Below are 18,281 nucleotides of genomic sequence, written 5' to 3' on the forward strand. Positions count from 1 at the left end.
GATCGGATGAGTCGCCCTATGGAGAGACAAGCCCGAACCCCATGAGACTTGATGGTCGCGGTATTCCGTAGCGCATCCTGCACGATACATGGCTTTTCCTCCCTGCTCAGTGGCCACGGGTAGCGGGGAACTGGAGCGTCATCGCGGTCCCTTGGATCGACCGGTGCCAGGGTATGGGAGAGTCTGCAGGTGGGCAATGATCAGCCCGCATGCCTCGGCATCGGCATCGGCCCGGTGATGGTCGAAGCGGTACCCCGGGATGCAGCGGTCGACGACGGTGGGCAGTTTATAGTCGGGCAGTCCCTTGATCATCCGACGACTTAGTTGAAGGCTGCAGAAGAATCGCGGCGGAAGGGATGCGGTGCCGAAGAACTCATCGAGCTGACGCCACACCCGGGCGTCGAAGGACGCATTGTGCGCATACACCGGGGTATCCCCGATGAACGCGGTGATGGACGAAGCCAGCGCATCCCACATCGGGGCGCGCCGGGTGTCACTGGCGGAGATGCCGTGCAGCCAGGTGAACTCGAAATCATCCCAGCCTGATGGTGGGCGGATGAAGGTGGTGAGTCTGTCGGCCAACTGACCGTCGCGGAACTTCACCAATGCCACCTGGCAGGCCGAAACACCGCCACGACGGTTCGCGGTCTCGAAATCGACTGCGACGAATTCCCGTGCGAGAAGATCGGCCGTGCTGGGGCTCGACAGGGCCGGTCGCCTACCTCGCGCGGTTGAGTGATGGATGCCGCCCACTGTCATGCCTCCCGTTTCGTTACTGTTTGGTCGGGTTCTCATGGTACGTGGGTGTGAGTATTCCATTGGCCCACGATTGGGTGAGGTCTTTGAGTTCCTGTCGAGCGCATGGTTCAAGGTGGTCCACCAATCCGTCTCACGGTTCTGGGTGACGAGATCAATATCGCGTCGTGGGTGCTCTCGTTGCGCGGCCACAGGTTCCAGGGACGCGCCTTTTCACGGGTAGATTCCGGGCATGGGTGGCGATGGCTTGGACGAACCCACCGTGACGGTCACCTGCATCCCCGCATCAGCCGGTGCCGGAATACTGCGGCGAACTGCCACCGATCGATGTATGGTGGCATTCAAGCCATCGCCAGACTGGCGAGATAGGCAACGGAGCCTAGGCAAGGAGAGCCGATGAAGGCACTGAAGACTGCTCTTAAGGTCGTGGGGGTGCTCGTCGGGCTGATCGCCGTGTTGGTGTTGGCCATCATCGGGGCGCGGGCATACAACGGGCACAAATACCCCATCGTGAACTCTATGTCCGACTCGCGGGACAAGGCCCAATACCCCACGGACGACCACATCGTGTCGATTGAGGGCGAACACCTCAACGGTTTCCACTTCATCCCAGAACAGCGGCTTCACCCCGGTACCGTCATCGTCTACGGGGGGTCGGAAGGCTCCCCTGCCTACTGGCAGGCGAAGACGATCGCCGACCAAGGTTACGAGGTGTTAGCTCTATACTTTTGGGGCCAGCCCAACCAGGCCCCGGCTCTGTCCCAGGTCCCGCTGGATCAGTTCGACGAGGTGGTCAGCTGGGTCGAGACCACCATCGAGCAACCCCGGCCCATCACGGTGATCGGCTCCTCCAAGGGGGCCGAATACACCGCACTCCTGGCCGCCCACGGCTATCCGGTGGATAACCTGGTCAACTACACCCCGGGCGACCACTCCTATCCTGGCCTCAGCCCCAAGAACAGCCAGGAATTGCCGAGCTTCACCAACAGGGGCGAATCCGTGCCCTACGCGTCCCTACGCAAGGCCGACGGTAGCCGTATCGGGAAAATGTTGTGGGACATGATCATCGGACGTCCCCCGCAGTACCGGCCGGTGTACCAGCAGGCTGCTGAGCGTGCAGACGATTCCTCAAGGATCGATCTGAGCGACTTCCGGGGCCATGCCCTGTTCTTCGCCGGTGACAAGGATGCCATGTGGCAGGGAGACATCGCTGCGCAGAATCTGTCAGCCCAAAATGAGCGTTTCGAGGCCTTCATCTACCCCGACGCGGGGCACGTCTTCCTCGAAAGTGAGGACCAGCTTCCCAGCGGATGGGAGATCATGCTGGGTGGTACTGCGGATGCTTGCGTCGCGGCATACCACGCATCCAACGAGGTGCTGTTTTCCAGACTGGGTGAATGGCACGGCACCCTGTGATCTCCGGGGCGGATCGTGATGAGCCGTCCCCGGTTTGCTGGGTCTCCTACAGTGATTCTCGTGACCGACGACACCACTAAACAGACATCTACCGAGCACTGGGAGGAGCAGTACGCCGGGGAGATGCCGCGATGGTCCGGCAAGGTGAATCCGACTCTTGTCGATGCCCTTGGTGGGCTCGACCTCACTCCCGGAACCGCGCTCGACCTGGGATGCGGGGAGGGCGGTGACGCCATCTGGCTGGCTTCTCAAGGTTGGCAGGTCACTGGTGTCGATATCTCACCCACCGCAGTGGCACGGGCAAAAACCCGGGCGAGTTCTGAAGGGCTCACCGAGCGAGTCTCGTGGATCGTCGCTGACCTGTCTGAGTGGGCACCCGCCAAATCCCAGGAACTAGTGTGCGCCTCGTTTCTGCACTCGCGCGTCGATGGTTTCCCCCGCATCGAGATCCTGCGGCGCAGCGCCGGGTGGGTGAGCCCTGGAGGACATTTGGTGATCGTCTCACACCTGTTCCAGACCGTTGAGGACATCCCGCCGTGGGTGCGTCGTCATCATGCCCAAGAATCAGGCACCGATGCCAGAACACTGAACCACTTGCAGCAGATGCCGACACCCGCTCAAGAGATTGAGCAGTTGGGCTTCGACCCGAAGTCATGGATGGTCCTCGCAGCAGAATCCAAGGTGAGGGATGCAGTCGGGCCTGACGGGCTGGAACGGGCCCGGCTGAGTGACGGGCTCATCGTGATGCGTCGCATGCGCTGAGCGGTGTGCAGCGCGGCCTGCAGAAGCCCGGTGAGTAACAATGGTCACCACGATGGGTTATGCGTCATGAACCGGTACAGCCCACACGTGAGTAGCAAGGTGGGTGACTCAACCGAAGAGGGCACGCAGCACCAAGACCGAGGCCGCCGACACACCCGCAGCCGCGGGCAGGGTAGTGAGCCAGGCCAAGGCAATGGGCCGCATCAAACGCCAGTTCGCTGCTCGGTTCACGATGCCGATCCCCAGAACGGCCCCGATGAGGATGTGGGTGGAGGAAACTGGGAGACCGAGGGCAGACGCTCCCATCACCACCGCAGCGGCCGATAACTCGGCAGTGAACCCGGAAGCCGGGTGCATCTCGGTCAGCCCGGAGCCGACGGTTTTGATGACATTGCGGCCAATGAACCACAGCCCGGAGATGAGAGCCACACCGCACATCAAGGTCAGCGCAGCGGGTACCGCGGCAGTGCCGTTGATGGCGTTGGTGCCCAGCACATCGAGAACTGCGGCGAACGGGCCGATCGCATTGGCGATGTCATTCGAGCCGTGTGAGAAGGCAAAGGTCGAGGCGGTGAATACCTGCATCCAGGAGAACAGCACGAAGGTAGATCTCGAAAGATCGCCTTTCTTCAGGGTTCGTGCCGCGATGAGCACCGACATCCACACTGCGGCGCCCACCATCAAGATGATCAGCAAGGTGGTGGTCGACTGCAGGCCGAGATGCAGATTCGACAGGCCCTTAAACAGGATCATCGAGGTAATGACCATCGCCCCGATGGCAGCCAGCATGGGAACCCAGGTCACTAGGGCATGGTGGGGATTGATCTCCTCCTCCCTTGCCTCGATGGCGTAGAGCTCCTTGTAGTAGTCGGATTCGAGTTTATCGGGGCGGAAATCCGGCATGGTCACAGTCACTGCGTCGCGGGCCATCATGCCGGTGTAGGAAATCTGCTGGATCTCGGTTAGCCGGTCGAATTTCTCCTTGTGGCGACGCCGGTGGGCGATACGTTCCTGGTGCAGGGCGCGCAGCTGGGCGTCGGCGGTTTCGTTGTAGACCAGCACATTGCGTCGGATCCAGCGATACATCAGGTAGGAAGCCATCCCGCCCAGAATCGGCGACAGTACCCAGGACACGGCGATCATGCCGATCTCGCCCCATTGGACCATATCCACCCCGCCGGTATGGGTGACCATGCCGGTGGTTACCGCAGCGCCGACGATACCTCCGACGATGGAATGAGTTGTGGAGACCGGAAGCCCTTGCCAAGTAGCAAATAAAAGCCAGATTGCGGCCCCGAACAAGGCCGACATCATGATAAAAGCGAAATCGAGGGGCATCAGGTGGATCGCATCAAGATCGACGATCCCGCTGCGCACAGTGTCGGTCACCGAGGCACCGGCGATCACCGCACCGCTGACCTCGAAGATTGCTGCGATGACCAGGGCTTGTTTGATGGTGAGAGTCTTGGCGCCCACTGAGGTACCGAAGGAGTTGGCGACGTCGTTGCCGCCGATATTGAAGGCCATGAAGCAGCCAAAGCCGATGGTGAGTAGCAGAAGCCAGCGGTTGGAGCCGTCAGCTACGTGACTCCAAGACCATGCGCAGAAGATAACCAGGGCCACGATGAGCAGCGATCCGAACGACAGATGCCACCACGTGTCCGGGCCGAGGAACCCCATGGGATAGGAGGAGGACGAAGGGGTTTGACCGGCACTGTGTGTGGTGCTGGACGAACTCATGGAGATTCCCTTTCGAGAGCTCGAGTCGCTGGATTCGTTGTCCGCACGCGATGCTGGTGGGGCATCTTTGCAAGGGACGATCCGCTACCCATATTGGGTCTAATTCACCACATATCGCCACCGGACGGCAACAAGAATGCAAGCACTCTGCTTGCCCACGCTGGGGATGGTACACCTTCTCCCGATGATCGGCCCAAGGAAGTTTGAGCAGGGAATTTGCCATCGTGGTTGAGTTTTTGTGGTCTGCTTGCCAAGCCAGGGGAGAGCTGCTCAGTCTCGTACTGGGGTAGGGCGGTTGCCTCGTTGAAGTCCGGATAGGGTTGACTGATCGACGAGAGGATGAGGATGAAGCAGGTTCTCAACGTGGTGGGTGCTCTCGCGCTGGGAATGGGCATCGTGGGCCTGTCGGTGCTGCTGGTGCTGGCGTCGAGCTTCACCTATCCGTGGTTCTCCGGCGATGTGGTCAACTCTGCAAATTTGAGTCCCGAGCAGATCTCCGAAAACTACCGTGCGGTCATTCGTTACTGTCTGCTGCCATGGAGCGGGGATTTCACCATTCCCCACTTGAGATTCTCCGAGGCTGGTGCCCAGCACTTTGCCGAGGCCAAGGCGATCTTCCAGGGGTTCATCTGGAGTGGGGTGATCGGTGCGGTCGTTGCGTGGATCGCTCTGCTGGTCAATTGGCAACGCAACCGTGCCTGGGGAGGGCTGGTCGCCGGGGGAACTGGCGTGTTGGCCACCATTGTGATGCTCGGGGTGATCTTCATCACCGACTTCAACCGGGCCTTCGTCATCTTCCATCAGATCGCCTTTAACAATGAGCTGTGGATCTTTGACCCGCGGACCGACCCGATCATCAACTATTTGCCAGAATCCCTGTTCATGGCCAATGCATTTGCGATCCTGGTCCTCATGGTGATTGGCGCGATGGCGTGCATCGTCGTCGGACTCCGGCTGCGTCGCCGAGTCGCGATGAGCCAGGACTGAGACCGGCCGGGGCCGACTGGGTCAGGCGATCTTCGAGGTATCGATCGTCGTCGGGTCTCCACCGAGGATCAGTTCACCGCTCGATGGGACGGTGAGGATCTCGGTGCCAGTCTCGGTGACGACGAGGGTCTGCTCGAACTGGGCGCACCAGGAACCGTCCCGGGTCACCACGGTCCAGCCATCGTTCCACTGCTTGTTACGGGCCGAACCCATGGTCAGCATCGGCTCAATGGTGAAGCACATCCCCGGCTCAATGATCGTGTCGAGCATCGGTTCGTCGTAGTGCAGCACGATCATCCCGGAGTGGAAGGCAACGTGACAGCCGTGACCGGTGTACTCGCGCACGGTGTCGTAACCGAATCGTTTCGCGTAGGATTCGATCACCCGGCCGATCACCGACAGCTGCCGCCCGGGCTTTACCGCCTTGATACCGCGGTACATAGCCTCGCGGGTTCGCTCAGACAGGAGTTTAGCCTCCTCGGAAACCTCGCCGACGTAGAAGGTGGCGCAGTTATCACCGTGCACCCCGTTGAGGAAGGCTGTTGAGTCGATCTTGATGAGGTCGCCCTCCTCCAGCGGGCGCGTGTCGGGGATGCCATGGCAGATCACCTCGTTCACCGAGGTACAGATGGACTTCGGGAAACCTCGGTAGTCGAGAGCTGCCGGGTAGGCGCCGTGATCGCAGAGGAATTCGTGAGCCACCTTATCCAAGTGATCGGTGGTGATCCCCGGGCGGATTTCCGCGGCTGCGATCAGGATCGAATCGGCGGCCACCTCACCTGCGATGCGCATCTTTTCGACTGTCTCGGCATCCATTACATCCGAACCGTCGTACAACTCGGGGCCCGGCACCCCAGCATAGGCGGGGCGCACGACCGAGTCCGGGACGCGGCGCATGGGGGAAACAGGGAAGGGCTTCACAGGAGTGCTCACCCGAGTCAGTCTAGGCCGGGAAACAACGAGGCCGAACCTGGGCTGACTGTTCGTTGGCCATGCCCATTGCGCCGAGGAATCCGGTTGCTGTTCCTGATACATGCCGGTATGGAGCTACGAGGGTCTCGTTAGATGGTGCGGTCGAAACACTTCGTGTCGTGGAGTTAATCGCGATGCATTCAATATTGCTGGGATGCCCTGTCGAGCCGCGTAGCCAGGCTGGATACCGCTGCTCGCACAGTCTCGTCGCCCAAGACGATGAAATCATGGCTGAGCTGGGTGAGCCATCGGATACCTTCAAGAGGGTCCTCGACGCCGGCAATCAGCTCGGTGGTCGTCTCGTCGTGAGCACTCAGATAGGCAGCTCCCGGAAGTTCCTGACGAACCACCTCGTAGGGAGCGAGGATGTGCACGACCATCCGGTGACGCCAGGCCTCGAGTGGGGTTGGCGAATCGATGCGCTCCAAAATCTGCGGCAGATCCTCACGCGGAGTGAACCTCCACGTTCCCACCGTGCATCGCACCATCCGGTCGATCCGGAAGCTGCGCCAGTCATCTGGGCCTGGATCGAAGGCGACCAGTATCCAACGCCGATCCCGGGCGATCAGGCGATGGGGTTCCACCGTCCGCGAGGACTCCTTTCCGTGTCGATCCACGTAGTCGAAGGATAGTCGAACCCGGCGACGGATAGCCTCGGCGCATCGCAGGAGCAATTCTGCGTCAACCGGTTCTTGGGAGATCGTCACCGTGGTGCTGTCGCGTAGAGCGCCAAGCCGATGCCGGAGCCCCGAGGGCATGAGGGATTCGATCGTTGCGAGAGCCCGCAGAGCAGCCTCGGCATGGACACCTGATGAAGTGAGTGCCGACCTCGCCAGGGCAAGGGTGGTGGCCGTCGCCTGTTCCTCATCGAACAACAGCGGCGGCACGACCTGGCTGCGACCCAGAACGTACCCACCTCCCGGGCCCGGATCGGCCTCGACGACATAGCCCAGAGCGCGCAGCCGTTCGATGTCGCGTCGCAGGGTCCTGGTGGTCACTCCCAGATGCTGGGCAAGCTCGGATCCGGTCCATGTGGCTCGGCTCTCGAGAAGCCCCAGCAGGGACAGCGCGCGGGACGTTGGATCGGTCATGGAACGATCATCCCAGTTCTGCGGACAGAATCTGTCCGCATCGAATGCAAAGCTTGGGGCAGCGCCGGAACTACCGGTGCGCTGGAAGGAGAGATCATGGGTTTTCTCACCCCAAATGCCTCAGGCGAACTCGAAGTCATCAAGACATTCGCGCTGCAACAGTTGGCGCAAATACGCACGACCGTGGTTGGCCTGAATGATGAGCAAGCGCACGCCACTCCCACTGCATCCGCCCTGAATCTGACCGGCTTGCTTTTGCACGCGGGCGAGGTGGGTGTCCATTGGTCGGCCCGGGCAGCATCTGCCCCGCACCCACTCAAGGTGCCTGAAGACCTGCCTGAGGACCTGCAGAAAGTAGAGTATTTGTTGGAGCGACTGCTTAAGGATTCCCGCAGCCTTTCCGACACATTGGTCTTTTTCGACCGGTGTGTGCAGGTCACCGAGGCCAATCTGGATGCGGTGAGCGACCTGTCAGCTGCGGTGCCGGTGCCGCCTGCACCGTGGATTCCCAAGGAGATCACGCACTGGGAGGCTAGGTGGTGCCTGATGCATTTGTGCACGGAGATTGCCCGGCACGCAGGTCATGCGGACATCATCCGTGAGACCCTGGACGGCAAGGGATCATTCGAACTCAACGACCTCGCCGATGCCGAGACTGCCTGAACGCACCGATCGCCTCGGTGACGGCTGGTACGTAAACGGCCGTCACCGAGGAGTCGTGGGCGATGGGCGGATCAGCGCTCTCAGGTCTCCACCCGCAGGTCTGCAATGACGGCATCGACTTTTCTCTGACGAGCTGTGTCGCCGATCGTCACCGAGGAGACGAAGATGCCCATCCGCTTCGGGTCACCGACATCAATGATCAGGACATCGACCACGTCCCCGTCGATCTCGGGCATACTCGGGTTGTTGACGTGCACCTCGGCACGGGCGTGCCAGGCAAATTTTCCGCTGACGGTGGTCTGCTCGTTGATCAGGTCAACCCGGTGGGTGAATTTCTCGTAGTAGTGGGTCGTCGAGAAACACTCAATCGTCTGTCGCGCGGTGGTCTGTGCATCTGTGAAACCGTCCTCGGCGTTGACCTGTCCCACTCCGATATTTGAGACCCAGCCTGGACGGACATTGTCGAGTTGCACATGGTAGTCGGAAATCCAGTCGAGGTACATGTAGGAGTCGGTCCACCCGCTGATCTTCGGTGCGGAGATGCCGCCGCCATGCAGTCGGCCGTCATTTTTCTGCTTGGTCTTATCTGTGTTGTTCGTGTTCGGGCAGGCCGCGAGATCGCCTTGTTCCACTGGCGGGGGAGTTGGCTTCGAGGTCTCGTCCCAGCCGCTGATCGTCGGCGCGGCGGAGTTCGTATCGGGCGCTGCCGGAGTAAAGCCCCCGGAGACCCGGTCCCCGAGCAGCATCCACAGGAAGATCGCGACCACGACCAGCAACACCGCGGCCAGGACGACAGGGGCCGACAAGATCCTGTCGCGTTGCGTTCTGTCTCCCGTCTGCCCCGGTTCCCCAGCCGGGGTGGAGGACGTCGAGGAACCCCAGGAGCTCCCGTCCCAGTAACGGAACCGCCCCGGTGCCCCTGTGGGGTCTGGATACCAGCCGGATGTTGACACGCACAACAGTGTATTCGGCAATGACGAGTTGGCTGATCAGTGATCATCCGGATGTGTGGTGGGCGGTGAACTGTGACGTCGGGGCATCACTGGCAGACTGTGGGCATGGATCGCCAGACCGAGTTCGTGCTCCGTACCGTCGAAGACCGCAACGTGAAATTCGTGCGGCTGTGGTTCACCGATGTACTGGGAAGCCTCAAATCCGTCGCCATCTCCCCGGCTGAACTGGAAGGGGCCTTCGGGGAGGGCATCGGCTTCGACGGGTCATCAATCGAGGGGTATGCCCGGGTTTTCGAGGCCGATATGATCGCTCACCCTGACCCGGGCACTTTCCAACTGCTACCCTGGCGTACCCGGGCAGGCACCGCCCGCATGTTCTGCGACATCTCGATGCCAGACGGCTCTCCGGCTATGGCCGACCCCCGGCACGTGTTGAAGCGCGCCATGAAGAAGGCCGCCGATATGGGGTTCACTTACTACATCCATCCCGAGATCGAGTTCTTCCTGCTTGAAGCCTTCGATGACCCGCTCAGTGCCCAGCCCCTGGACAACGGCGGATACTTCGACCACACGACGATGGATGCGGGAACCGATTTCCGCAGCGATGCGATCGCCACCCTTGAACAGATGGGTATCCCGGTCGAGTTTTCCCACCACGAGGGCGCCCCTGGCCAGCACGAGATAGATCTGCGCTACTCCGACGCCCTGCTGATGGCCGACAACATCATGACCTTCCGGATGGTGATCAAAGAGATCGCCGTTTCCCACGGCATCCGGGCTACCTTCATGCCCAAACCGTTCAATGATCAACCCGGCTCGGGTATGCATACCCACCTGTCGCTGTTCGAGGGAGGCCAGAACGCCTTCCACGACGCCGCCGACGAATACCGGATGTCACGGATCGGCAAGCATTTCATTGCCGGGCTGCTCGCCCACGCGGCGGAAATCACTGCGGTCACCAACCAGTGGGTCAATTCCTACAAGCGGCTGGCCTGGGGAGGGGAAGCTCCCAGCTACGTGTGCTGGGGGCGCAACAACCGTTCTGCCCTGGTGCGGGTGCCATTGTTCAAGCCGGAGAAGTCCTCCTCGGCGAGGGTTGAGTACCGGGCCCTTGATTCGGCTTGTAACCCCTACCTGGCCTACGCGCTGTTGCTCAATGCCGGTCTTGACGGAATTGCTCGTGAGTTGCCGTTGCCCGTTGAGGCCGAGGACGATGCCTGGTCGCTGTCCCACCGCGAACGGGTGGCTATGGGCATCGACTCGCTGCCCAAGAATTTGGGAAGCGCGATTGAGGTCATGCAGAACTCCGAACTTGTCGCAGAGACCCTGGGGGAGAACGTTTTCGATTATTTCCTGCGCAATAAACGTGAGGAATTTGACGCCTATCGCTGTCAAGTTACGCCCTATGAATTGAACACCTTGCTGCCTCGGTTGTGATTCACCGCAAATCCAACACTGGCAGATGTGCCGCTACCTCGTGGGCGTGTGCCCCGGAATGGGTGAGCCCGTGGGTGCCGATCGCATCGTCCCAGCTGAGCAGGCCCGTCGTCAGGAGGATGAAGGAACGCGGGGGCATCTCCACGACGTTTGGGGGAGTGCCTCTGCGATGCGTTGGGCCAGCCGTCTGGGATGCCACTTGGACTGCGACGACGGGCGGCGTGCGTACCTCGATCGAACGCCCACCGTGTGCATGAACCAGGGCGTCAGCCAAACCGCGAACTCCTTCGTGGAGGCTGTGCTCGGGTGGGGTATCGCCGCTTGCGAGGGTGGCTGCGCAGAGCACCGCACAACCCAGGCGGCACAGGTCTATGAGCCTTACTGACCCGAACTCGCTGGTCAAGGTCTCGGCGGCTGAGTCCAACAGTCGGGCAATGCCGAGGGCGGGGGTGACGCTGTTCAACGGATTGTGAGATAGACCGGGAAGCCCTCGGGCCAAAGCCTCGGCAAGAGCTGCGCTGGTAATCGGCCTGGTCCCGCTGGGGCTGACCAGGGCATCAGTGCATATCTCCCACAGCCGGTCAACTCGCGGCTGCCAAGTTGGGTCGATGGGCAGGTCGCGGTCGCCCAGCGCAGCGAGCCCGGCCCGCGCCTTGTCGATTCCCCTGTTGCTGGTCATAGAACAACCATGGCCTGGGGAATCGATCCGGGCAAGCGAGCCGGGTTCGCTGCGCTGGGCGAGGGAGTGCATCTTTATCGATGAGCAGGACCCGCGATCGTTTCTGCTGGTGATGGGGAACATCGGGTCACCATTTGTGCGGGCGGCCCATCCGCGGCGCATCCCAGAACTCAGGTGCCTGCTCGTCGAAGGACTCGCCACGCCGTTGGTTACGTCGTCCGCGCCCGTGAGGTCCGCCGAATCCGTGTCCCCCATGACGGCCACGCCCGACGGCCATGAACATCTCGAAACGTTCATCGCCCCACCGAGCACGGGCATCGCGTGCCCACTGTGTGAACTCCTCGTCATTGTCCAACTGATCGGACAAAGCCTCGATCAGCTTGTCGCAGATCTCGATGAAGGTTCCCTTCTCCTCGGTGCTTAGCACGTCGAGAACATCGTCCGGGCAGGGATCGACGTTGGTGGCATCGCGTCCGGCATCGGTCAAACCGATGAGTGTGACCCGGCCGTCGGCGGGTGATGGAGTGCGGGTAATGAAGCCCTTGGCTTCCAAGCGACCGAGCACCTCGTTCAACGACGGGGTGCGCACTCCCAGCACATATGCCAAGTCCTTGGTCGAGATACCGGACTGCATCTTCAATGCAGCGAGTACGCGCCCCTGACCATGAGAGATGTCGGTGAACCGTCGCGGCCCCGGTCCCGGATGATGGCGGTGCATGAGGTGTTCTAGCTGATGGATGCGAGCCCTGATCTCGTGGCTGCTGTTGTTGTGCATGGTTATCTCCTTAGGTTGTTTCGCGGCGCTTGCTGTTCAGCAGGTGCCTGTTAGAAATAGTAGAAGGTACCTTCTGAAAAATCAACAGGTACCTGTTCGAGGTTGCCAGTCTGCTCGGCCAATCTGACTGGGTGGGTCATCGCGCCGGTGCCTTGATGCGCTGCGGGACTCTTACCCAGTGGTGGGAAGCGAGCTCGGTCATGCCGGATACGTGTCGGCTCGCATTGACGGCCTGCGATGGTGGGGAGACCATTGGGATGGGTACGATGACAGGGAGGTGCCGATGGGCGGGCGCACGAATTCGATGGTCGGTGAACTTGCAAGGCTCGGCTTCTCTGACGTTACTCGCTCGGCCACTCGGGTCGCCGAACTGGAGAGCACCTTGGCCTCCGAGGCACCCGGCTGGCTGGAAGTCGTCGCATCGGTGCCGGGCCCCGATCTGGCATTACAGCAGCTCTCGGCTATCAATTACGACGATCCCGGCATGGTCCAGGCGATCTTTGCCGACGAGATCTGGGCCCACCGCTTGGTCAGCGTACTCGGTGCATCGCAAGGTCTTGGTCTGCACCTGAGGGCCCACCCTGGCGACGCCGAGGTGATCCGCGGTGATCTGAATGCCTTCGACCGGGCAGGAATCTGGGCGCGAATGGCGGAGTGTATCGGTGCCGATCTGGAGCAAGATTCCCCGATGGGGATCATCAAAGATCCTGCCGCGGCCGACTTATTACGACTTGCCAACCGGCGAGAATTACTGCGGATAGCAGCCCGTGACCTCACTCATCCCGAGCCGATCAAGATTCTTGACGAGATCTGTGCTGAACTGTCGGACCTGGCCGATGCTGTTTTGCAATTTGCTTTGGCTATCGCTCGCGCCCAGACTCCGGGTCACGACAAGGTGCGACTTGGGATCTTGGCGATGGGCAAGTGTGGGGCCCAAGAGATCAACTACCTGTCTGATGTGGATGTCGTTCACGTGGCGGAGCCCGTCGAAGGGGTCGGTGTCGAGGAGGCAATGCAAATAGGTGCTCGCCTAGCCGGCGCCTTGGCTCGCATCTGCTCGGCACACTCCGCAGCCGGAACGATCTGGCAGGTGGACGCCGCCCTGCGACCGGAGGGTAAGGCCGGTCCTTTGGTGCGCACCTTGGAATCCCACCGCGTCTATTACGAGAAATTTGCCAAGAACTGGGAGTTCCAAGCCATGCTCAAGACCCGCCCGGCAGCCGGTGATTTAGAACTTGGCCAGCAGTTCTGCGAGATGATCGACCCGATGGTGTGGCAAGTGGGTGGGGCTCCCAATTTCATGGCGGACACCCAGGCTATGCGCAAGCGGGTGGTCTCTTTGATCCCGGCTACGGAGAAGAAGCGAGAGATCAAACTCGGCGCTGGAGGACTGCGCGACGTGGAGTTCTCCGTCCAGATGCTCCAATTGGTGCACGGACGGGTGGATGCTTCTGTGCGTACCCGCGGAACACTCGAATCGCTGCATGCCCTGATGGCCGGCGGCTACATCGGCAGGGCCGATGGAAAACGACTCGACGAGGCATATCGTTTCCTGCGAGTACTCGAGCACCGGGAACAGCTCGCCCGGTTACGGCGCACCCATTTGATGCCCGACAACGACGTCGACCAACGGCGCCTGGCCCGTCAGATTGGTTGTGCCGATGCCGAGGAACTAATGACCGCTTGGCATTCCACCACCCGTGAGGTGCTCGCCCTCCAACAGCGGATCTTCTATTCACCCCTGTTGGAAGCCGTTTCCCGCCTGTCCGGTGAGGAACTGCGGATGAGTCCCCAGGCCGCCACCGACAGACTGCACGCGATGGGCTTCGCCGATCCGGCTGCGGCTCTGCGTCACATGGAGGCATTGACCACTGGATTGTCGCGAACAGCTCAGATACAACGCCAGTTGATGCCCGCCATGTTGCGCTGGTTCTCCGAGGGACCCAACCCTGATCTCGGGCTACTCACCTTCCGTCGCTTGTCGGAGGCCATGGGTGCTACCTCTTGGTATATGAGGGCGCTGCGCGACGAGGACTGGATGGCCGAACGCCTCGCAAAGATTGCTTCTTCCTCACGCTATGTCTCCGAGATCCTGCGCAAGGATCCGTCGGTGGTGCAGTTGCTCGCTTCGGAAGAGAGTACGACTCCTCGTGGCAGACAGGAATTGGCTGAATCCATGGCCAAGGTCATCGACCGGCACGGGTCGGATCACGAAGCTGCGGTGCATGCGATCCGTTCGCTGCGAACCCGGGAACTGTTTCGCTTGGCTGCCGGGGACATTCTTGAAGTGACCGATCTTGCCACGCTGGGTCAGGGGCTGAGTGATCTAGCCTCGGCAAGCGTGGATGCGATTCTTGAGGTGGCTGCCCGGGCAGTGGAAGGGCCCCGCACCAGGATCGGAGTGGTGGCCATGGGGCGGTGGGGCGGCAATGAACTCGGTTATGCGTCAGATGCCGATGTCATGTATGTCGTCGACGACCAGGCGGGTCCCGGACAGATCGCCTGGGCAACCCAGGTAATTACCCGGGCCAAGAGCTGGTTGGGGACCCCGGGAGTAGCCAGGTTGGTCATGGACGCGGGTTTGCGTCCAGATGGAAAGAGTGGCCCGCTGGTGAGGAGCCTCGGCTCCTTCTGCTCCTATTACGAGAAATGGGCCGACACTTGGGAGTTCCAGGCGCTGCTGCGAGCTGGGCATGGGGCGGGAGACAGAGATCTCACCGAGGCGCTACTGGAGGCCATTGAGGCCGTGCGCTATCCCCCTGAAGGCATCGACGACAAGCAAGTTGCCGAGATCCGGCGGCTCAAGGCCCGGATGGAGACCGAACGCACTAAGGGCAAGGCCGCCGGAAACCTGAAATTGGGCCTGGGAGGACTCAGCGATGTGGAATGGACTGCTCAACTCATTCAGTTGCGTCATGCCGGTGCCCATCCCGGGCTGCGTACCACACGGACCGTCCCGGTACTCATCACGGCAAGGGACCTCGGGCTCATAAATGCCTCGGATGCTGACGCCCTGATTGAGGCTTGGACGACGGCCTCGAAGCTGCGTAACAAGACGATGCTGGTGCGGGGACGGTCCAGTGACCAGCTTCCGGTGGATCCTAGGGAAATCGCCTCGGTTTCTCTGCTGCTCGGCTATGAGCCAGGACACGCCTCGGAATTGCTCCAGGACTGGGCAAAACAGGCCCGGTATGCTAATCAAGTTGTTGACCGACTGTTCTGGGGAGCGCAGGGGTGAGAATCCTGGCTTTTGGTGGAGCCTCCGAGTTGGCCACAGCCATCGTCGCGAGATTGGCCGATGACGATGCCCACGTCGTGCTACTCGGGCGCAGCGACTCACCGCATCGTGCCGAGGCTCAGATGGCCCTGGCCAGGTGCCGATGCGTTGAATGGGTCGACTTCGATGCGACTGACACCTCTTCGCATCCAGATTTGGTGAACTGCTTGTTCCGTGACCCGGTCGACATCGCCGTCGTGGCTTTCGGGATACTCGGCGACCGGAATTCATGGCGTGATCATGAGACAGCGATGGCGATCGCCAACACCAATTTCGTTGGAGCGGTCAGCGTAGGCTCGCTGCTTGCCACCCACATGCAGCAGAGCGGCGGTGGGAAAATCATCGCTTTGTCGTCGGCTGCGGGAGAGCGGGTGCGCCGCACCAATCTGCTGTACGGGGCCACCAAGGCCGGGATGGATGGTTTCTACACTCAGATGGGGGTGGAACTGGAGGGCAGTGGCGTCGAGGTGCTCGTGGTCCGGCCGGGAGCGGTGCGCGGACGGATGACCGCGGGGCGAGACGTGCCGTTGTCGGTCACCCCTGATGCTGTCGCCAAGGCGGTGGCCAGGGCCCTGGAACGTGGGGACCGGATGGTGCGGGTGCCGGGCATCTTCACTCTCATCCAAGCAATCAACCGGAACCTGCCCGCATCCTGGGCGGCACGCCTGCCCTTCTGAGCAGTTGCTCTTCCGCATCAGCCCATGGACATCTATCGTGCGGCCAACGCGATGGTGATGGCGAACCCGACCCAGGTCAGGGCGCAGCAGACCTCCGCCAACGCACCGAAGACGTCCCCGGTGGTTCCGCCAACCTGGTCCACGATACGTCCACACCACAACCAGCCGAGTACGACAGCCGCTAGCACCGATATGGTCATGCCTGCCGCAGCGATCGGTCCCAGCAACCACCAGCCGACGCCACCCGCCAGCACCATCACAGCGAGGTTCGCGGCCACGGCATGGGCCGGGGGAGTGATATCGGCGAACAGTGCACCAAAACCTCCGGGGCGAGCTGGGGGAATTCCCACACGGCTGGCCAGCAGTATCACGCTCCGCCCGGTGGCTGTTCCCAGGCCTGTCATGACGGGCAGGAACCACGGTGAAGACACCGACGTGGCCCCCAGGGCCACCACCTGGCAGATGATCACCATGACCAGGGCCATCACGCCCATGGCGCCGATGTCGGGGGCCTTCATGATCTCCAATGCACGGGTAGCATCGCGACCCTTTTTGCGGGAGCCGAGAGCCGCCAGGCCGTCGAAGGTATCGGCTAACCCGTCGAGATGCATACCACCCAGTAGCAGCTGCAACACCACGATGCTCACCACCGCACCTAGTAAAGCGGTGCCAGACAGCCAACCGATTACAGCACCCGCCAAGCCGCCGGCTATACCGATCAGCAACCCCAGCACTGGCATCCAGCACAATGCCCGCCTGGCAGCATCCTTGTCTACCCGGGTGAGCGGTGGCATCGGCACATGGGTAAAAAAACCCGCGCTGAGTACTAGACCCGGGATCTTCTTGTCTTGCGGGGGAAGCTCGTGATCGGTCACTTCAACCTCTGGGGAATCCCGGCGATACAGAAATCGACCCGATTGACCGCGGCAGCCACCTTGGCGTTAAGAATGCCCATCTCGTCGCGGAACCTGCGGGTGCCTGCGTCGAGGGGGACGATTCCCTGACCCACTTCGTTACTCACCATGATCACTGGGCGACGACAAGCTCCGATCGCCTTGACTAGGCCGTCGACGGCGGTGCGGAGAATCTCATCACAATCAGGTTCGGCGGTCCACACACCGGCGGCATCCATTTGCCGGGTCAGCCACACGGTGAGACAGTCCACCAGCAGCATCCGGTCGGTGTCGCGCACCAACTCCGCGGCCACGTTGATGGTTTCGATGGTCGCCCATCCTCTGGGACGGCGGGCCCGGTGCAGGGCGATCCTGGCCTGCCACTCGGGATCATCGGGACGATTCTCGGAGGTGGCGAGGTAATCGACCTCCCCGGCGGTCGCGGCGATGGCTTCGGCATGGGAGGATTTCCCAGATCGTGCTCCGCCCAGGACCAGGATGCGTGTGTTCATTGCCTGATCCTCCCACACCACAACCCGTGAAGAGCCCTGGCACAGGGTGCGTCATCGCCGGGGTGCCCCGCCAATATTGTTGTCTTCATGCTGCATCTTGTCCTTGTCCGCCACGGGCAGTGCACCCTGAACCGGGAACACCGGGTGACCGGGTGGTCCTTGGACACTCCGTTGACCGAGTTGGGGCTTGAACAAGCCGGGGAGGCTGCCCGGAAGGTAGCGGACCTCATTGGTACCAAGGCGGTGCGTGTGGTCTGTTCTGATGCGTTGCGTGCGGTGCAGACTGCCTGTCCGATTGCTGCGGCACTCGGCGTCGAGGCCGAGGAAACAGACCTCGCCAGGGAGCAGTATCTCGGGGAGATGGAAGGGATGGCCAGCAGCGAACTGCGGTCCATGCCGGTACCCGAGGGCAAGGACATCACCGAGGTGTCGTGGAGCGGTGGGGAAACCGTCCAACAGCTACATGCCCGTATGAGTCGGCTGCTGAACTGGCTGGAGGCTACGACGCCGACGGGGGGCGCAGTGGTTCTGGTGGGTCATGGCGAGGCACTTCGGGTGCTCGTAGCCGTGCGTGCGGGGCGCGGCCACCGGGAGATCGACTGGGATTTTGTCATGGCCAATGGTGAGGTGCGTGAACTGTCCTGATGCGTGGTGCTCTCGTCCACGGTCGTGTGCCGGTGTGGACCAGCCA

Annotated in this window: 17 protein-coding genes; 8 read left to right on the top strand and 9 right to left on the bottom strand. The window is 61.5% G+C overall.

The window, feature by feature from the left end:
• Positions 1 to 138: 138 nt before the first annotated feature.
• On the bottom strand, positions 139 to 795 hold the full coding sequence (locus tag HMPREF1531_RS08905; protein ID WP_156860230.1) for a 3'-5' exonuclease: 657 nt from the start codon (positions 793 to 795) through the stop codon (positions 139 to 141).
• Positions 796 to 1,152: 357 nt separating this feature from the next.
• Here HMPREF1531_RS08905 and HMPREF1531_RS08910 point away from each other — a divergent pair, with 357 nt between their 5' ends.
• The gene (locus tag HMPREF1531_RS08910) at positions 1,153 to 2,172 is read left to right on the top strand and encodes an alpha/beta hydrolase family protein (protein ID WP_016669618.1); all 1,020 of its coding nucleotides are present in this window, start codon (positions 1,153 to 1,155) and stop codon (positions 2,170 to 2,172) included.
• A gap of 60 nt (positions 2,173 to 2,232) precedes the next feature.
• Positions 2,233 to 2,934 (top strand): class I SAM-dependent methyltransferase, encoded by a 702-nt coding sequence (locus HMPREF1531_RS08915; RefSeq protein WP_036898872.1) that lies wholly within the window; start codon positions 2,233 to 2,235, stop codon positions 2,932 to 2,934.
• Positions 2,935 to 3,042: 108 nt separating this feature from the next.
• Here HMPREF1531_RS08915 and HMPREF1531_RS08920 read toward each other — a convergent pair whose 3' ends face one another.
• Complete coding sequence (locus tag HMPREF1531_RS08920) at positions 3,043 to 4,674, bottom strand: inorganic phosphate transporter (RefSeq protein WP_016669620.1); 1,632 nt, start codon at positions 4,672 to 4,674, stop codon at positions 3,043 to 3,045.
• Positions 4,675 to 5,019: 345 nt separating this feature from the next.
• Here HMPREF1531_RS08920 and HMPREF1531_RS08925 point away from each other — a divergent pair, with 345 nt between their 5' ends.
• On the top strand, positions 5,020 to 5,661 hold the full coding sequence (locus HMPREF1531_RS08925) for a TIGR01906 family membrane protein (protein ID WP_016669621.1): 642 nt from the start codon (positions 5,020 to 5,022) through the stop codon (positions 5,659 to 5,661).
• Positions 5,662 to 5,682: 21 nt separating this feature from the next.
• Here HMPREF1531_RS08925 and map read toward each other — a convergent pair whose 3' ends face one another.
• Together map and HMPREF1531_RS08935 are read right to left on the bottom strand one after the other, a co-directional pair.
• Positions 5,683 to 6,558 (bottom strand): type I methionyl aminopeptidase, encoded by an 876-nt coding sequence (gene map / locus HMPREF1531_RS08930; RefSeq protein WP_036897621.1) that lies wholly within the window; start codon positions 6,556 to 6,558, stop codon positions 5,683 to 5,685.
• 215 nt (positions 6,559 to 6,773) lie between these two features.
• Entirely contained in the window at positions 6,774 to 7,724 is a 951-nt protein-coding gene (locus tag HMPREF1531_RS08935; protein WP_016669623.1) for a helix-turn-helix transcriptional regulator, read from the bottom strand.
• Between the two features lie 96 nt (positions 7,725 to 7,820).
• Here HMPREF1531_RS08935 and HMPREF1531_RS08940 point away from each other — a divergent pair, with 96 nt between their 5' ends.
• Positions 7,821 to 8,387: a mycothiol transferase gene (locus tag HMPREF1531_RS08940; RefSeq protein ID WP_016669624.1), complete on the top strand. Its 567-nt coding sequence runs from the start codon at positions 7,821 to 7,823 to the stop codon at positions 8,385 to 8,387.
• Between the two features lie 80 nt (positions 8,388 to 8,467).
• Here the strand turns inward: HMPREF1531_RS08940 and HMPREF1531_RS08945 are convergent, their stop codons facing one another.
• Positions 8,468 to 9,340, bottom strand: a complete 873-nt coding sequence (locus tag HMPREF1531_RS08945) for a DUF2510 domain-containing protein (RefSeq protein WP_016669625.1) — start codon at positions 9,338 to 9,340, stop codon at positions 8,468 to 8,470.
• A 105-nt stretch (positions 9,341 to 9,445) separates the two neighbouring features.
• Here HMPREF1531_RS08945 and glnA point away from each other — a divergent pair, with 105 nt between their 5' ends.
• Positions 9,446 to 10,777, top strand: a complete 1,332-nt coding sequence (gene glnA, locus HMPREF1531_RS08950; RefSeq protein WP_016669626.1) for a type I glutamate--ammonia ligase — start codon at positions 9,446 to 9,448, stop codon at positions 10,775 to 10,777.
• Position 10,778: 1 nt separating this feature from the next.
• On the opposite strand, the gene HMPREF1531_RS13005 is transcribed toward glnA, so the two are convergent.
• Both HMPREF1531_RS13005 and HMPREF1531_RS08960 read right to left on the bottom strand, forming a co-directional pair.
• Positions 10,779 to 11,456, bottom strand: coding sequence for a sterol carrier family protein (locus tag HMPREF1531_RS13005; protein WP_156860231.1), 678 nt, complete (start codon positions 11,454 to 11,456; stop codon positions 10,779 to 10,781).
• A 127-nt stretch (positions 11,457 to 11,583) separates the two neighbouring features.
• A complete protein-coding gene (locus HMPREF1531_RS08960; protein WP_016669628.1) occupies positions 11,584 to 12,231 on the bottom strand; it encodes a MarR family winged helix-turn-helix transcriptional regulator in 648 nt (215 codons plus the stop codon).
• A 283-nt stretch (positions 12,232 to 12,514) separates the two neighbouring features.
• On the opposite strand from HMPREF1531_RS08960, the gene HMPREF1531_RS08965 reads away from it, so the two are divergent.
• A complete protein-coding gene (locus HMPREF1531_RS08965) occupies positions 12,515 to 15,469 on the top strand; it encodes a bifunctional [glutamine synthetase] adenylyltransferase/[glutamine synthetase]-adenylyl-L-tyrosine phosphorylase (RefSeq protein WP_016669629.1) in 2,955 nt (984 codons plus the stop codon).
• Positions 15,466 to 16,185 carry an SDR family NAD(P)-dependent oxidoreductase gene (locus HMPREF1531_RS08970; RefSeq protein WP_016669630.1) on the top strand — a complete coding sequence of 240 codons (720 nt, stop codon included), beginning with the start codon at positions 15,466 to 15,468 and terminating at the stop codon, positions 16,183 to 16,185. Before HMPREF1531_RS08965 ends, HMPREF1531_RS08970 begins: the two co-directional genes overlap by 4 nt.
• A 32-nt stretch (positions 16,186 to 16,217) precedes the next feature.
• Here the strand turns inward: HMPREF1531_RS08970 and HMPREF1531_RS08975 are convergent, their stop codons facing one another.
• Together HMPREF1531_RS08975 and cobU are read right to left on the bottom strand one after the other, a co-directional pair.
• Complete coding sequence (locus tag HMPREF1531_RS08975; RefSeq protein WP_016669631.1) at positions 16,218 to 17,060, bottom strand: adenosylcobinamide-GDP ribazoletransferase; 843 nt, start codon at positions 17,058 to 17,060, stop codon at positions 16,218 to 16,220.
• On the bottom strand, positions 17,057 to 17,590 hold the full coding sequence (cobU, locus tag HMPREF1531_RS08980) for a bifunctional adenosylcobinamide kinase/adenosylcobinamide-phosphate guanylyltransferase (RefSeq protein ID WP_016669632.1): 534 nt from the start codon (positions 17,588 to 17,590) through the stop codon (positions 17,057 to 17,059). The genes HMPREF1531_RS08975 and cobU overlap by 4 nt, the downstream gene beginning before the upstream one ends.
• An 87-nt stretch (positions 17,591 to 17,677) precedes the next feature.
• Here cobU and HMPREF1531_RS08985 point away from each other — a divergent pair, with 87 nt between their 5' ends.
• Entirely contained in the window at positions 17,678 to 18,235 is a 558-nt protein-coding gene (locus HMPREF1531_RS08985; RefSeq protein WP_016669633.1) for a histidine phosphatase family protein, read from the top strand.
• Positions 18,236 to 18,281: the final 46 nt, after the last annotated feature.

It is taken from the genome of Propionibacterium sp. oral taxon 192 str. F0372, from assembly GCF_000413315.1.
Classification (GTDB): domain Bacteria; phylum Actinomycetota; class Actinomycetes; order Propionibacteriales; family Propionibacteriaceae; genus Brooklawnia.

What these genes read in the sequence shown, in the direction of transcription:
- HMPREF1531_RS08935 (WP_016669623.1), bottom strand. Translation starts at nt 7,724, where the DNA reads ATGACCGATCCAACGTCCCGCGCGCTGTCCCTGCTGGGGCTTCTCGAG.
- glnA (WP_016669626.1), top strand. Translation starts at nt 9,446, where the DNA reads ATGGATCGCCAGACCGAGTTCGTGCTCCGTACCGTCGAAGACCGCAAC.
- HMPREF1531_RS08920 (WP_016669620.1), bottom strand. Translation starts at nt 4,674, where the DNA reads ATGAGTTCGTCCAGCACCACACACAGTGCCGGTCAAACCCCTTCGTCC.
- HMPREF1531_RS08940 (WP_016669624.1), top strand. Translation starts at nt 7,821, where the DNA reads ATGGGTTTTCTCACCCCAAATGCCTCAGGCGAACTCGAAGTCATCAAG.
- HMPREF1531_RS08925 (WP_016669621.1), top strand. Translation starts at nt 5,020, where the DNA reads ATGAAGCAGGTTCTCAACGTGGTGGGTGCTCTCGCGCTGGGAATGGGC.
- HMPREF1531_RS08960 (WP_016669628.1), bottom strand. Translation starts at nt 12,231, where the DNA reads ATGCACAACAACAGCAGCCACGAGATCAGGGCTCGCATCCATCAGCTA.
- HMPREF1531_RS08910 (WP_016669618.1), top strand. Translation starts at nt 1,153, where the DNA reads ATGAAGGCACTGAAGACTGCTCTTAAGGTCGTGGGGGTGCTCGTCGGG.
- HMPREF1531_RS08985 (WP_016669633.1), top strand. Translation starts at nt 17,678, where the DNA reads ATGCTGCATCTTGTCCTTGTCCGCCACGGGCAGTGCACCCTGAACCGG.
- HMPREF1531_RS08905 (WP_156860230.1), bottom strand. Translation starts at nt 795, where the DNA reads ATGAGAACCCGACCAAACAGTAACGAAACGGGAGGCATGACAGTGGGC.
- map (WP_036897621.1), bottom strand. Translation starts at nt 6,558, where the DNA reads ATGCGCCGCGTCCCGGACTCGGTCGTGCGCCCCGCCTATGCTGGGGTG.
- HMPREF1531_RS08965 (WP_016669629.1), top strand. Translation starts at nt 12,515, where the DNA reads ATGGGCGGGCGCACGAATTCGATGGTCGGTGAACTTGCAAGGCTCGGC.
- HMPREF1531_RS13005 (WP_156860231.1), bottom strand. Translation starts at nt 11,456, where the DNA reads ATGACCAGCAACAGGGGAATCGACAAGGCGCGGGCCGGGCTCGCTGCG.
- cobU (WP_016669632.1), bottom strand. Translation starts at nt 17,590, where the DNA reads ATGAACACACGCATCCTGGTCCTGGGCGGAGCACGATCTGGGAAATCC.